The organism is Actinokineospora sp. HUAS TT18, from assembly GCF_051364635.1.
Classification (GTDB): Bacteria; Actinomycetota; Actinomycetes; order Mycobacteriales; family Pseudonocardiaceae; genus Actinokineospora.
Window position 1 is genome coordinate 5,144,181 of the sequence record NZ_CP195645.1, and the last position, 14,418, is coordinate 5,158,598.

Consider the following 14,418-nt stretch of genomic DNA (forward strand, 5'->3'; position numbering starts at 1 on the left):
AAGGAGTTCGACGTGAGACGATCCATGTCGACCGCGCTCTTGGCCGCCGCTGTGGCGGCCGGTGCGCTGGTCGTATCCCTGCCCGCCGGGGCGGCACCCACGCAGAGCGCGGCACAGCAGGCGCAGGTCGCCGCCGTCGCCGCCGCCGACAGCTACGTGCGGGGCAATTCCCAGCGGTTCCTGACCAGCTCGCAGGACGAGGTCCAGCAGGTCAAGGTCGACAGCAGCCACAACGGACTGCAGTACATCTCCTACGAGCGCAAGCACCGCGGCCTTCCGGTCGTCGGCGGCGACTTCGTCGTGGTCACCAACGCCAGCGCCAACGTGGTCAGCTCGTCGGTGGCCCAGGACCAGGTGCTCGACGTCGCGGTCACCCCGCGGATCACCGTCGAGGCCGCGCGCGCCACCGCCAAGCGCCACCTGCCCTATGTGGACAGTCAGCGCTCCTCCCGCCTGGTCGTGCTGGCCTGGGGCACGCCGAAGCTGGCCTGGGAGATCGTGCTCGAAGGCCGCACGGCTTCCTCGCCCAGCGTGCTGCACGTGTTCGTCGACGCGCTCACCGGCTACGTCATCGATGAGTACGACGAGGTCAAGGCGGGCACCGGCGCCGGGTACTACAACGGCAACGTCACCATCCAGACCTCCGGCTCCGGCAGCTCCTACAGCATGACCGACTCCACCCGGTCCGGCCTGAAGTGCGGTGGCCAGAACGGTTCGGCCTACACCGGCACCGACGACGCCTGGGGCAACGGCGGCGGCACCAACCTGGAGACCGCCTGCGTCGACGCGCTCTACGCCGCCCAGCAGGAATGGGACATGCTGTCGGCCTGGTTGGGCCGCAACGGCATCAACGGCCAGGGTGGCGGCTTCCCGGCGCGCGTCGGCTTGGCCGACGTCAACGCCTACTGGAACGGCAGCTACACCAACTTCGGGCACAGCCAGGACAACCAGCGCCAGGTCACCCCGATCGACGTCGTGGCCCACGAGTACGGCCACGCGATCTTCCAGACCACCCCGGGTGGCGCGGGCAGCGGCAACGAGAACGGCGGCCTCAACGAGTCCACCGGCGACATCTTCGGCGCACTGACCGAGTACTACGCCAACAACGCCAACGACCCCGGTGACTACCTGGTCGGCGAAGAGGTCAACCTGGTCGGCAGCGGCCCGATCCGCAACATGTACGACCCGTCGCAGCTGCAGGACCCGAACTGCTACTCGTCGTCCATCCCGAACACCGAGGTGCACGCGGCGGCAGGCCCGCAGAACCACTGGTTCTACCTGCTGGCCGAGGGGTCGAACCCCGGTGGCGGCAAGCCGAACAGCCCGATCTGCTCCGGCGGTCCGGCCTCGGTGACCGGCATCGGCATCCAGAACGCAGGCAAGATCTTCATGAACGGCCTGCTGGCGAAGACGTCCACCTGGAACCACGCCAAGGCCCGCGTCGCGACCCTCAACGCCGCGAAGAACCTGTGGCCGAACGACTGCACCAACTTCAACGCCACCAAGAACGCGTGGCTCGCGGTCTCGGTCCCGGCGCAGTCGGGTGAGCCCACCTGCACCGGCACGCCGACGAACGACTTCTCGATCTCGGCCTCGCCCACCTCGGGCACCATCCCGGCCGGTGGCGGCTCGGTGACCAGCACCATCGGTACCACCACCACCTCGGGTTCGGCGCAGACGGTGAACCTGTCCGCCTCCGGTCTGCCCTCGGGCGTCACCGCGGCGTTCAACCCCACCTCGGTCACCTCGGGCAGCTCCTCGACCCTGACGCTGACCTCGACCTCGGCCGCGGCGGCGGGCACGTACAACGTGACCATCACCGGCGCGGGCTCGGTCAGCCGCACCACGACGTTCGCGCTGACCATCGGCACGGGCGGCCCCGGCGGCAGCTGTGAGGGCGCCAACACCAACCCGGTCAACATCCCGGACAACACCACGGTCGAGAGCAGCATCACGATCTCGGGCTGCGCGGGCAACGCCGCGTCGAACAGCACCGTCCCGGTGGACATCAACCACACGTGGCGCGGTGACCTGGTGATCGACCTCGTCGCCCCGGACGGCTCGGCCTACCGGCTGAAGAACTCGTCGTCGAACGACAGCGCGGACAACGTCAAGCAGACGTTCACCGTCAACCTGTCGAGCGAGGTCGCCAACGGCACCTGGAAGCTGCGGGTGCAGGACGTCGCGTCGAACGACACCGGCGTCATCAACAACTGGTCGCTGAAGCTCGGCGACGGCGGCACCCCGACCAACGACTTCGCCATCGGCCTGTCGCCCACCTCGGGCAGCGTGCAGGCCGGGTCGTCGGCCACCTCCACGGTCAGCACCACCACGACCTCGGGCCAGGCGCAGACGGTCAACCTCACCGCGTCGGGCCTGCCCGCCGGTGTGACCGCCTCGTTCAACCCGACCTCGGTCACCTCGGGCAACTCGTCCACGCTGACCCTGGCCACCACGGCGCAGGCGGCCCCGGGCACCTACAACGTGACCGTCACCGGCACCGGCTCGGTCACCAAGACCGCGACCTACGCCCTGACGGTCACCGGAACCACGCCGCAGCCGGGCATCCCGGACATCGACGTGGCCAAGGTGCAGGCGCACCTGAGCCAGTTCAGCACCATCGCCTCGCAGAACGGCGGCAACCGCCGCTCGACCAGCGCCGGCTACCGCGCGTCGGTGGCGTACGTGAAGGGCAAGCTGGAGGCCGCGGGCTACACCGTGACCGAGCAGACCTGCACCTCGGGCTGCACCAGCGGTTCCGGCAACAACCTCATCGCCGAGTGGCCGAAGGGTGACGCCAACACCGTCTACATGTTCGGTGCCCACCTCGACAGCGTCTCGGCCGGTCCGGGCATCAACGACAACGGCTCCGGCTCGGGCGCGCTGCTCGAAGCGGCGCTGGTGCTGGCCGAGAAGAACCCGACGATGACCAACCGGGTCCGCTTCGGCTGGTGGACCGACGAGGAGCAGGGCCTCAACGGCTCGGAGTTCTACGTCAACACCCTGTCGTCGACCGAGAAGGCGAAGATCAAGGCGTACTACAACTTCGACATGATCGCCTCGGTCAACGGCGGCTACTTCATCAACAACATCAACTCCACCGCGTCCGCCCCGATGAAGGCGTACTACGACTCGCTCAACCTCTCGCCTGAGGAGAACACCGAAGGCCAGGGCCGCTCGGACGACTACTCGTTCCAGCAGGGCGGGATCCCGACCTCGGGCTACGCGATGGGCGCCAGCGCGCGCAAGACCTCGGCGCAGGCGAGCAAGTGGGGCGGCACGGCGAACTCCGCCTACGACCCCTGCTACCACCAGTCGTGCGACACCACCAACAACATCAGCGCGACGCACCTCAACCGCGCGGCCGACGGCATCGCCTACACCATCTGGAAGCAGGCCGTCTCCGGTGGCACCCCGCCGCCGCCGCCGGGTTGCTCGGGCTCGAACACCAACGCGGTGAACATCCCGGACAACACCACGGTCGAGAGCAACATCAGCATCGCCAACTGCTCGTCGGCCCCGTCGTCGAGCGCGTCGGTCGCGGTGGACATCAACCACACGTGGCGCGGTGACCTCGTCATCGACCTCATCGCTCCCGACGGCTCGGCATACCGGCTGAAGAACTCGTCGTCGAACGACAGCGCGGACAACGTCAAGCAGACGTTCACCGTCAACCTGTCGAGCGAGACGGCGAACGGCACCTGGAAGCTGCGGGTGCAGGACGTCGCGACGAACGACACCGGCGTCATCAACAACTGGTCGCTGAACCTCTAAAGCGATTCGGTCAACGGCGGAGGCGCCGTCACCTTCGGGTGGCGGCGCCTTCGCCGTATTTGTCCAGTTCACGCTTGTGAGCCGATTGCCAAATGGCAACCGAGCGAGGGATCTCCCCGCATCCCCGCTTGATCGAACAGTTCTAACTTTTTCCATTAACAGCGGGTCGATCTTGTGCCAATCGAGGAAAGACCCGTTGGTCCCCTGCACATCTGCTCACCCGGCGGAACCCGGGTGAAAGGAGTTTCGACGTGAGACGAGGCATGTCGAGCGCGCTCTTAGCCACCGTGGCGACAGTGAGCGCGTTGATCATCTCCCTTCCGGCCGCGGCGGCCCCCGACCAGTCCCAGGCGCAGTCGGCTCAGGCCGCCGCCGTCAGCGCGGCGGACGCCTACGTCCGCGGCAACGGCGCCCGGCTGCTGACCAGCGCGCAGGACGAGGTCGTCCAGGCGAGCGTGACCAACGGGTCCAACGGGCTCAACTACATCGCCTACGAGCGCAAGCACCGCGGCCTCCCGGTCGTCGGCGGCGACTTCGTGGTCACCACCGACGCCTCGGCCCGCGTGGTCAGTTCCGCGGTGGCCCAGGACCGCGTCCTCGACGTGGCCACGACGCCGCGGATCAGCCAGGACCAGGCCCGCGCCACCGCGAAGCGCGGCCTGGCCAAGGTCGACGCCGAGAAGTCGTCGCGCCTGGTCGTGCTCGCGTGGGGTACGCCGAAGCTGGCGTGGGAGGTCGTCCTCGAAGGGCGCACCGACCACGGCCCGAGCGTCATGCACGTCTTCGTCGACGCGCTCACCGGCGCGGTCGTCGACCAGGTCGACGACGTGAAGGCGGGCACCGGCACGGGGTACTACAACGGCAACGTCACCATCCAGACCTCCGGTTCCGGCAGCTCGTTCTCGATGACCGACTCGACCCGCTCGGGCCTGCGGTGCGGTGGCCAGAACGGTTCGGCCTACACCGGCACCGATGACGTGTGGGGCAACGGAAGCGGCACCGACCTCGAGACGGCCTGTGTCGACACGCTGTACGCCGTGCAGAAGCAGTGGGACATGCTCTCGGCGTGGCTCGGCCGCAACGGCATCAACGGCCAGGGCGGCGGCTTCCCCGCGCGCGTCGGCCTCGGTGACGTCAACGCGTACTGGAACGGCAGCTACACCAACTTCGGCCACTCGCAGGACAACCAGCGCCAGGTGACGCCGATCGACGTCGTGGCGCACGAGTTCGGCCACGCGATCTTCCAGACCACCCCGGGTGGCGCGGGCAGCGGCAACGAGAACGGCGGCCTCAACGAGTCGACCGGTGACATCTTCGGCGCCGTCACCGAGGCGTTCGCCAACAACGCCAACGACCCGTTCGACTACCTCGTCGGCGAAGAGGTCAACCTGGTCGGCAGCGGCCCGATCCGCAACATGTACGACCCGTCGCAGCTGCAGGACCCGAACTGCTACTCGTCCTCGATCCCGAACACCGAGGTGCACGCGGCGGCAGGCCCGCAGAACCACTGGTTCTACCTGCTGGCCGAGGGCTCGAACCCCGGCGGCGGCAAGCCGAACAGCCCGATCTGCTCCGGCGGCCCGGCTTCGGTGACCGGCATCGGCGTGCAGAACGCGGCCAAGATCTTCTACAACGGCCTGCTCGCCAAGACCTCGACCTGGAACCACGCCAAGGCGCGCGTCGCGACGCTGAACGCGGCGAAGAACCTGTGGCCGGGCGACTGCACCAACTTCAACGTCACCAAGGACGCGTGGAACGCCATCTCGGTGCCCGCGCAGACCGGTGAGCCCACCTGCGGCACCGCGAGCAACGACTTCTCGGTCGCGACCTCGCCGTCCTCCGGCACCATCCCGGCCGGTGGCGGCTCGGTGAACGTCACCGTCAACACCACCACCACGTCGGGCCAGGCGCAGTCCGTCGCGCTGTCCGCCTCCGGCCTGCCCTCGGGCGTGACCGCGGCGTTCAACCCGACCTCGGTGACCTCGGGCAGCTCTTCGCAGCTGACCCTCACCTCGACCGCGGCGGCCGCGGCGGGCACCTACAACATCACCGTCACCGGCACCGGCTCGGTCACCCGCACCGCGTCGTACTCGCTGACCATCGGCGGCACGTCCGGCGGCTGCACGGCCACCAACAACACGGCGGTGGCGATCCCGGACAACAACACCGTCGAGTCGTCGATCACCGTCTCGGGCTGCGCGGGCAACGCGTCGGCCACGAGCACGGTCCCGGTCGACATCAGCCACACGTACAAGGGTGACCTGGTGGTCAGCCTGATCGCGCCGGACGGCAGCGCGTACGTGCTGCACAACCGCGCTGGTGGCAGCGCGGACGACATCAAGCAGACGTTCACCGTGAACCTGTCGGGCGAGGTCGCGAACGGCACGTGGAAGCTGCGCGTCCAGGACGCCGCGTCGGCGGACACGGGCACGCTCAACAGCTGGGGCGTCGGCCTCGGCGGCGGCACCCCGCCGCCGACCTGCGGCGGCTCCAACAACACGGCGGTGGCGATCCCGGACAACAACACGGTGGAGTCCTCGATCGTGGTGTCGGGCTGCACGGGCAACGCGTCGGCCACGAGCACCGTCCCGGTCGACATCAACCACACCTACAAGGGTGACCTCATCGTCAGCCTGATCGCGCCGGACGGCAGCGCGTACGTGCTGCACAACCGCGCTGGTGGCAGCGCGGACAACATCAAGCAGACGTTCACCGTCAACCTGTCGGGCGAAGCCGCCAACGGCACCTGGAAGCTGCGCGTCCAAGACGCCGCGTCGGCCGACACCGGCACGCTCAACAGCTGGTCGCTGAGCCTCTGAACGGCTGACTGACCGGGACGCCGTCACCCTCCGCCAAGGGGGTGACGGCGTTCCCAGTTAAGCGAAATGGCACGGCGACAAGGGATCTCCCTGCATCCTCGGCGGGTTCCCCGCACCTACCGTCGCGCTCGTCGGCCGACTCGGCGTGAGGGCCATTCACGGGTCGTCCGGCCGCCCCTGCACCCCCTGCACACCCGTACAACGGGTGGAAGGAGTCATGACGTGAGAGTCATGTCGACCGCGTTATTGGCAACAGCCCTGACCGTCGCGGGCGTCGTAGCCGCGATGCCCGCCGCCGCGGCGGCCGGTTGCACCGGTACCAACACCACCCCGGTGGCGATCCCGGACAACAACACCATCGAGTCGTCGATCGTGATCTCGGGCTGCGCGGGCAACGCCTCCGCGACCAGCTCGATCCCCGTGGACATCAACCACACCTACAAGGGTGACCTGGTGGTCAGCCTGATCGCCCCGGACGGCAGCGCCTATGTGCTGCACAACCGCGCTGGTGGCAGCGCGGACAACATCAAGCAGACGTTCACCGCGAACCTGTCCAGCGAGGTCGCCAACGGCACCTGGAAGCTGCGCGTCCAGGACGCGGCGTCGCAGGACACGGGCACCCTCAACAACTGGGGCCTGACCGTCGGCACCGGCACCCCGACCAACGACTTCTCCATCGCCGCGTCGCCCACGTCGGGCAGCGTGCAGGTGGGCTCGTCGGCCACGACCACCGTGTCCACGACCACCACCGGCGGCAACGCGCAGACCGTGACGCTGAGCGCGTCCGGCCTGCCTTCTGGCGCGACGGCGACGTTCAACCCGACGTCGGTCACCTCGGGAAGCTCGTCCACGCTGACCCTGGCCACCTCGGCGAGCACGCCCGCGGGCACCTACACCGTGACGATCACCGGCACCGGCTCGGTCACCAAGACCGCCACGTACTCGCTGACCGTCACCACCGGGACGCCGCAGCCGGGCATCCCGGACGTCGACATCACCAAGGTCCAGGCGCATCTGACGCAGTTCGGCACCATCGCCTCCCAGAACGGCGGCAACCGCCGCTCGACCAGCGCCGGCTACCGCGCGTCGGTGGCCTATGTGAAGGGCAAGCTGGAGGCGGTCGGCTACACGGTGACCGAGCAGACCTGCACCTCGGGCTGCACCAGCGGTTCGGGCAACAACCTGATCGCCGAGTGGCCGCACGGCGACTCGAACACGGTCTACATGTTCGGCGCCCACCTCGACAGTGTGTCCGCCGGTCCGGGCATCAACGACAACGCCTCGGGCTCGGGTGGTCTGCTGGAGGCCGCGCTCGTGCTGGCGGAGAAGAACCCGACCATGGTCAACCGGGTCCGCTTCGGCTGGTGGACCGACGAGGAGCAGGGCCTCAACGGCTCCGACTTCTACGCGCGCACCCTGTCGTCGACCGAGCGCGCGAAGATCAAGGCGTACTACAACTTCGACATGATCGGCTCGACCAACGGCGGCTATTTCATCAACCACATCACCTCGGCCGCCGCCGCGCCGATGAAGGCGTACTGGGACTCGCTGAACCTGTCCCCGGAGGAGAACGTCGAGGGCGCGGGCCGCTCCGACGACTACTCCTTCGAGCAGGTCGGCATCCCCACCTCGGGCTACGCGGCGGGCGCCTCGGCGCGCAAGACCTCCGCGCAGGCCGCCAAGTGGGGCGGCACGGCGAACTCGGCGTACGACCCCTGCTACCACCAGTCGTGCGACACCACGAACAACATCAACGCGACCCTGCTGAACCGGGCCGTGGACGGTATCGCCTACACGATCTGGAAGCGGGCCGTCGAGGTCACCACGCCGCCCCCGGGCTGCACGGCGTCGTCGACCACGGTCGTCAACATCCCGGACAACGGTGCCGCGGTGGAGAGCCCGGTGACCATCTCGGGCTGCTCGACGCCCCCGTTGTCCTCGGCGCAGATCACGGTGAGCATCACCCACACCTACCGCGGTGACCTGGTGATCGACCTCATCGCGCCCGACGGCACGGCCTACCGCCTGCAGAACTCGTCCAACGACGGCGGCGACAACATCAACACCACGTTCTCGGCCAACGTGTCGAGCGAGACGTCGAACGGCACGTGGAAGCTGCGCGTGCAGGACGTCGCCGCGCAGGACACCGGCCGGATCAACAGTTGGTCCCTGACCGTGTGATCCGCTGGGGCGCCGTCACCATTGGCGGCGCCCCACCCGGTCAGCCGACGGGCCCACCCGCGGCGCGCGGGGCCAGTGGGTCGCTGCCCTCGACGCCCACGTGCTCGCGGGCCAGGTAGTTCTCGATGTCGAACAGGTTCCCGTTGGCCCGCTTGACGACGTTGAGCAGCGTCGACATCTGCGAGACCTCCTCGACCTGCTCCTTGAGGAACCACTGCATGAACTGCTCGCCCTTGTAGTCGTCCTCGTCACGGGCGAGCTTGGCCAGCGCGATGACGTCCTCGGTGACCTGCCGCTCCTGATCGAGGGCCAGCGCGATCAACTCGGCGGTCTCGGTGAAGTCGTTGCGGACCGCGTCGACCCCGGGCACCGTCACCGCGACGTCGTTGTCGAGCAGGTACTGGATGATCATCATCGCGTGGTTGCGCTCTTCGAGCGCCTGGCGGTAGAAGTGCTTCGCCAGCTGCGGCAGATCCTGCCCGTCGAACCACACCGCCAAGGCGACGTACTGCTGCGACGCGGTGAACTCGTTGCGGATCTGATCCTGCAGAAGCTTCTCGAACCGGGACGTCATGCGGCGACGATACGCCCGCCGTTTTCGTCCCGCTCGCCCCGTGCTGGTGCCTGCCTCCGGAAGATCACCTGATCCAGCGACGCCGGGTGAGCGGATGGGTCGGGTAGAGTAGGCGACAGCTGAGGCCGCTAGGCCGAGGAAGTGAACCCGGGCAGGACTCGTCGGACGGCGAGAGCCCGGGTTTCGCGCTACCTGGGGTCCACTTCACGGACGACCTCGACCACTGGGTCGATGCGCTTGCGCCACTCGCCGCCCGCACCCCAGCACCAGGCCACGGCGTCGGGCACCCACAGGCCGGGCTCCTCGTACGAGCGCAGGTGTTCGTAGGTGAAGCCGGCCGACTGCCCTTTGCGGCCGCGATCACGCCTCGGTCCGCCCGGTCGGCGGCCTCGCCCCTGGAGTCGAAGATGAGCCGGTGCAGGTTCACGGCCAGGTCACGGACCAGAGCGTCCAGGGCCGCTCGCCGGACCTTCTCCGCTTTGCCGCGGCCGAGATAGATCCGCGCCCGGACGTCCGACTCGACGATCGCGGCCGCGATGTCCTTCTGGACGGTGTCCCGCTCGTGCTTGAAGTGGATCCGGCGGGCTCCCGGCATACACAGGCCGCGCATGAGCTTTCGGAGTGGGGAGAGGTAGTGGGGTTCGATGAGTGCCGCCGCGAGCAGGTAGGTGCTGGCGCGGCGGGACTCATCGACGAAGACATGCAAAGTCACCTGGGAAGCATCGGGGCTCGAAGTCCCTGTGCCGCAACGATTCCGGCGATCTTCGCCCGAAAGTGAGGTCCTAAGACTTTGGTCCTAAGACCAAAGTCTTAGCTAGATCGGGTCACGCCTTACCGGGCAGGACATGCAGCGCGGGCCGCCTCGGCCGGTGCCGAGTTCTGAGCCGCTGATGCGGAGTACCTCGATCCCCGCGTCCTCAAGCCGCGAGTTCGTCTCCACGTTCCGCTCATACGCGACGACCACACCCGGCCCGACCGCCAGCGTGTTGTTGCCGTCGTCCCACTGCTCACGTTCCGCGGTCACCGGGTCCAGGCCCGTGTCGATCACCCGCAGCCGGTCGATCCCCATGGCCGGCGCGGCGGCCTCCAGGAACGGAATGGGCCCCTCGACCTGCACGCCATCCGCACCATTCGGTGTCATCGTGTACGCGACCAGCGTGTCCCGCACCGCCGGGTACATGACCACCGCGTCCCGGTCGACCATCGTGCACACCGTGTCCAGGTGCATCGTCGCCCGGTCCTGGGCGATCGGGACCGCCAGCACCGTGTGGGCCAACCCGTCCCGGAAAGCGGAGCGGGCCAACGATTCCGCGCCCGCGGGCGTCGTCCGCTCGCCAACGCCGATCGCGATCACCCCAGGGGCCAGCAACAGCACGTCGCCGCCTTCGACGGGGGCCGAGTGGGCGCCATAAGCGCGGCCCGCGGCGCGGAAACGCGGGTGATACGCGTAGATCAGGTCGAGCAGCGCCGTCTCGCGGATGCGGGCGGGCATCGACAGGGACGCGATGGCGACGCGGTTGCCGATCCACACCGACGAGTCGCGGGTGAACAGCAGGTTGGGCAGTGGGTCGACCACGAAGTCGTGGGGGTGGTGCATCTTGCGGACCAGCGACGCGCCCTCGGCGGCGGGGAGTTCCTCGAACGTCATGCCCGCCATCAGCACGTCGGCCAGGCCCTTGGCGTCCACAGTGGACAGGTAGCTGCCCAGGGACTCGGCCAGTTCGTTGCCCAGCCTGCGACGGTCGACGGCGGTGGCAGCGGCGGCGGCATGCGCGCGCTCGTCGGCCAGGGCCTCCACGAGGGTGTCCGACAGGCGCAGGACCTCGACGCCGCGGTTGCCGAGGGTGTCGGCGAAGGCGTCGTGTTCGTCCTGGGCGCGGTCGACCCAGGGGATGCTGTCGAACAGCAGCTGGTCGTTGTTGCGCGGGGTGAGGCGCTTGAGCTCGTTGCCGGGGCGGTGCAGCAGCACCGTCCGCAGCGGGCCGACCTCGCTGTCCACGCGCGGAGCGGGCGACGGCTGTTCGGCGTCGGGGATGTGGGCGGTCACGAATCGCAGCGTAACCACTCGGTAAGGAAAACGCTGTAGATGAGCGTGCAGAATGGAGAAGAACGCCAGGGATCGACGTCGTCAGCTTTGAGTCGTTAAGCGAAAGGTCGGTTTGATGCGCAAGTTGTTGCGTCGGAAGGTGACGTGGGTGGTGCTTGCGATCGCCGCGGTGCTCTTGGCCGGCGGTTTGTGGGCTTTTCAGCCGTGGAAGCTGTTCACCCACAGCACGGTAGATGAGGCCCTCCCCGCGGGCTTCCAGGTCGCCGCCACGACCAGCGCGGCCCCCATGACCAGCGCCCCGACGACCACCGAGGCCCCCGCAGGCCCGAAGGTCCTCGCCGAAGGCGCCTTCGCCAGCGCCGAGCACAAGACGTCCGGCACGGCCCGCCTGCTCGAACAGAACGGCGCCCGCCTGCTCCGCCTGGAGGGGTTCTCCACCTCCGACGGCCCCGACGTGCACGTCTGGCTCAGCGCGACCAAGTCCGGCAGCGACTGGCATGCCTACGACGACGGCCACTACGTCAAGCTCGGCAAGCTCAAGGCCACCGACGGCAACCAGAACTACGCCATCCCCGCCGACGCCGACCTCACCGGCATCGCCAGTGTCGTCATCTGGTGCGACCGTTTCAACGTCGCCTTCGGCTCGGCCCCGCTCACGCTTTAGGCGGCCGCGGCCCCTTCTTCAGCAGCACCTCGAACAGGTCACCGTGGTCGTCGACCCGGTCGAGCACCTCGTCGGCGATGAACGTCAGGTCGTCCACCGACCGGCACGCCGCGACCTCGTCCCACGTCACCGGCGTCGACACGGTCGGCGCGGGCCGCGCGCGCAGCGAGTACGGGGCCACGGTGGTCTTGTTCGTGCTGTTCTGGCTCCAGTCGATGAACACCTTGCGCCGCCGCAGGTCCTTGGCCATCCGGGAGACCACCAGCTTCGGCATCTCCTCCTCCAACTGCTCGGCCAGCCGCTTGGCGTAGTCCGACGTCTGGTCCGCCGACGTCGTGGTCACCGACGCGTAGAGCTGCATGCCCTTGGAGCCGCTGGTCTTGGCGACCGCCGTCAGCCCGTCGTCGGCCAGCACCTCGCGCAGCCGCAACGCCACCTCGCAGCACTCGACGATCGTGGCCGGCGCGCCGGGGTCGAGGTCGAACACCAGCCGGTCCGGCCGCCGCGCCGCGCCGCGCGCGCCCACGGTCCACTGTGGAACGTGCAGCTCCAGCCCGGCCAGGTTCGCCGCCCACACCAGTGACGCCAGGTCGCCGAGGACGGCGAAGTCCAGGCTCTCGGCGCCCGTGCTGCTGCCCGGCGTCTCGATCGTCACCGTCCGCACCCAGTCCGGCGCGTGCCGGGAGGCGTTCTTCTCGAAGAACCCCGCCTTCGCCACACCGTCCGGGAACCGCCGGAACGTGACGGGCCGTTCGGCGAGGTGCGGCAGCAGGACCGGCGCGATCCGGCTGTAGTAGTCGATCACCTCGCCCTTGGTGAAATCGGCGCCCGGATACAGCACCTTGTCCAAATTGGACAGTTTGAGGCGGCGGCCGTCGACCGACACCATGACGTCATCGGCCATCGGGACCCCGTTCCTCGACGTCCTGCGGTCGCTTGTCCGGCCGCAGCCCGCGCCAGGCGGGCGCGCGCAGCCGGTCGTCGTTGGTCCAGTCGCGGAACACGACCTCGCCGACCAGGCTCGGCCGCACCCAGTGCGCGCCCTTGCTTCGCTCGCGCGGGATCTCGTTGTGGAACGGCGACGACTTGCGTTCCAGCTTCAGCAGCTTGGCCATGATCGAGTCGAGCATCTGGTCGGTGAACCCGGTGCCGACCTGGCCCACGTAGTGCAGCCCGTCGGGCGTCGGCACGCCGAGCATCAGCGAGCCGAACACGTCGCCGCGTCTGCCCTCGCCCGGCCGCCACCCGCCGATGATCACCTCGATCGCCCGCAGGTCGGTGATCTTGAGCCACTCGGCGGTGCGCCTGCCGGGGAAGTACCGCGAGGTCAGCCGCTTGGCGACGATCCCTTCCAGCGACTGCTCCCGCGCCGTCTCCAGGACGGCCGGGCCTTCGCCCGGGTAGCTGGGGGAGGTGTTCCAGTGCGGTCCGCGCAGCTCCAGGCCCTCGACGAGCTTGCGGCGGTCCTTGTACGGCAGCGTGACGCACGAGCGGCCGTCGAGGTGCAGCACGTCGAAGACGATGTAGCTGACCGGGATGTCGACGGCGAGCTTGCGCGCGATCCGCTCCTCGCTGACGTGCATGCGCTTCTGCAGCGCGGAGAACGACGGCTTGCCCTCGTCGAAGGCGACGATCTCGCCGTCGAGCCACACCTCGGTGCTGCCCAGTTCCTCGCCGAGCGGCTTCAGCTCGGGGTAGCTGTTGGTGATGTCGTTGCCGACGCGGGAGAACAGCCGGATGCGGCCGCCCTCGATCCGGGCGAGCGCGCGCACGCCGTCCCACTTGAACTCGTACGCCCACGCCTCGTCGTCTTCATCGGACGGCAGCGTGCCCGCGCTGGCGAGCATGGGCAGCAGCGTCGTCGGCAGCGGCTCCCAGTCGCCGCGGCGCGCGGGCTCGGAGCGGCGGACCATCCAGTCCTTGTCCGTCTTGCCGCCATGGAAGAACGTGTAGCGGCCCTCGACGCGCTGTCCGTGGAAGATCACCGCGACCTCGCGGTCGCTCCACTTCAGGGTCTCGTAGGTGCCCTTGTCCCAGATGAACATCTTCCCGCCGCCGTACTCGCCGTGCGGGATCTCCCCGGAGAAGGTGGCGTATTCCATCGGGTGATCTTCGGTGTGCACGGCGAGGCGGATGTCGCCCTGCTCGGGCGGCAGGCCGCGCGGCACGGCCCAGGACACGAGCACGCCGTCGCGTTCGAGGCGGACGTCCCAGTGCAGGCGGCTGGCGTGGTGCTCCTGGATCACGAACGTGTCGTTGTTGCCCTGCGGCAGCGCGTCTTCGCTCGGGATCGGCTCGGGGGTGCGCCGGGCGTCTCGCTTCCGGCGGTACTCGCCGAGTCCTGCCATGCCCCATTGGT

At 68.7% G+C, this 14,418-nt stretch carries 9 protein-coding genes; 5 read left to right on the top strand and 4 right to left on the bottom strand.

What is annotated here, in order from left to right; translation table 11 throughout:
• The first annotated feature begins 24 nt into the window (after positions 1-24).
• From ACSHT8_RS23630 to ACSHT8_RS23640, 3 genes are all read left to right on the top strand, one after another.
• Positions 25-3,774, top strand: a complete 3,750-nt coding sequence (locus ACSHT8_RS23630; protein WP_436502156.1) for a M28 family peptidase — start codon at positions 25-27, stop codon at positions 3,772-3,774.
• A gap of 263 nt (positions 3,775-4,037) precedes the next feature.
• A complete protein-coding gene (locus ACSHT8_RS23635; RefSeq protein ID WP_436502157.1) occupies positions 4,038-6,593 on the top strand; it encodes a proprotein convertase P-domain-containing protein in 2,556 nt (851 codons plus the stop codon).
• 231 nt (positions 6,594-6,824) lie between these two features.
• Positions 6,825-8,774 carry a M28 family peptidase gene (locus ACSHT8_RS23640; RefSeq protein WP_436502158.1) on the top strand — a complete coding sequence of 650 codons (1,950 nt, stop codon included), beginning with the start codon at positions 6,825-6,827 and terminating at the stop codon, positions 8,772-8,774.
• Between the two features lie 40 nt (positions 8,775-8,814).
• Here the strand turns inward: ACSHT8_RS23640 and ACSHT8_RS23645 are convergent, their stop codons facing one another.
• Positions 8,815-9,348, bottom strand: coding sequence for a ferritin (locus ACSHT8_RS23645; RefSeq protein WP_436493086.1), 534 nt, complete (start codon positions 9,346-9,348; stop codon positions 8,815-8,817).
• A gap of 415 nt (positions 9,349-9,763) precedes the next feature.
• Here ACSHT8_RS23645 and ACSHT8_RS23650 point away from each other — a divergent pair, with 415 nt between their 5' ends.
• Positions 9,764-10,126, top strand: coding sequence for a hypothetical protein (locus tag ACSHT8_RS23650; protein WP_436493087.1), 363 nt, complete (start codon positions 9,764-9,766; stop codon positions 10,124-10,126).
• A 36-nt stretch (positions 10,127-10,162) separates the two neighbouring features.
• On the opposite strand, the gene ACSHT8_RS23655 is transcribed toward ACSHT8_RS23650, so the two are convergent.
• A complete protein-coding gene (locus ACSHT8_RS23655; RefSeq protein ID WP_436502159.1) occupies positions 10,163-11,347 on the bottom strand; it encodes an arginine deiminase in 1,185 nt (394 codons plus the stop codon).
• A 163-nt stretch (positions 11,348-11,510) separates the two neighbouring features.
• Here ACSHT8_RS23655 and ACSHT8_RS23660 point away from each other — a divergent pair, with 163 nt between their 5' ends.
• On the top strand, positions 11,511-12,059 hold the full coding sequence (locus ACSHT8_RS23660; RefSeq protein WP_436493088.1) for a DM13 domain-containing protein: 549 nt from the start codon (positions 11,511-11,513) through the stop codon (positions 12,057-12,059).
• Here the strand turns inward: ACSHT8_RS23660 and ligD (ACSHT8_RS23665) are convergent.
• Both ligD (ACSHT8_RS23665) and ligD (ACSHT8_RS23670) read right to left on the bottom strand, forming a co-directional pair.
• A complete protein-coding gene (gene ligD / locus ACSHT8_RS23665) occupies positions 12,049-12,963 on the bottom strand; it encodes a non-homologous end-joining DNA ligase (RefSeq protein WP_436493089.1) in 915 nt (304 codons plus the stop codon). The genes ACSHT8_RS23660 and ligD (ACSHT8_RS23665) overlap by 11 nt on opposite strands.
• On the bottom strand, positions 12,953-14,407 hold the full coding sequence (ligD, locus tag ACSHT8_RS23670; RefSeq protein WP_436493090.1) for a non-homologous end-joining DNA ligase: 1,455 nt from the start codon (positions 14,405-14,407) through the stop codon (positions 12,953-12,955). The genes ligD (ACSHT8_RS23665) and ligD (ACSHT8_RS23670) overlap by 11 nt, the downstream gene beginning before the upstream one ends.
• Positions 14,408-14,418: the final 11 nt, after the last annotated feature.

Coding starts and splice junctions, on each gene's coding strand:
- ACSHT8_RS23630 (WP_436502156.1), top strand. CDS start 25: ATGTCGACCGCGCTCTTGGCCGCCGCTGTGGCGGCCGGTGCGCTGGTC.
- ACSHT8_RS23635 (WP_436502157.1), top strand. CDS start 4,038: ATGTCGAGCGCGCTCTTAGCCACCGTGGCGACAGTGAGCGCGTTGATC.
- ACSHT8_RS23640 (WP_436502158.1), top strand. CDS start 6,825: ATGTCGACCGCGTTATTGGCAACAGCCCTGACCGTCGCGGGCGTCGTA.
- ACSHT8_RS23645 (WP_436493086.1), bottom strand. CDS start 9,348: ATGACGTCCCGGTTCGAGAAGCTTCTGCAGGATCAGATCCGCAACGAG.
- ACSHT8_RS23660 (WP_436493088.1), top strand. CDS start 11,511: ATGCGCAAGTTGTTGCGTCGGAAGGTGACGTGGGTGGTGCTTGCGATC.
- ligD (WP_436493089.1), bottom strand. CDS start 12,963: ATGGCCGATGACGTCATGGTGTCGGTCGACGGCCGCCGCCTCAAACTG.
- ligD (WP_436493090.1), bottom strand. CDS start 14,407: ATGGCAGGACTCGGCGAGTACCGCCGGAAGCGAGACGCCCGGCGCACC.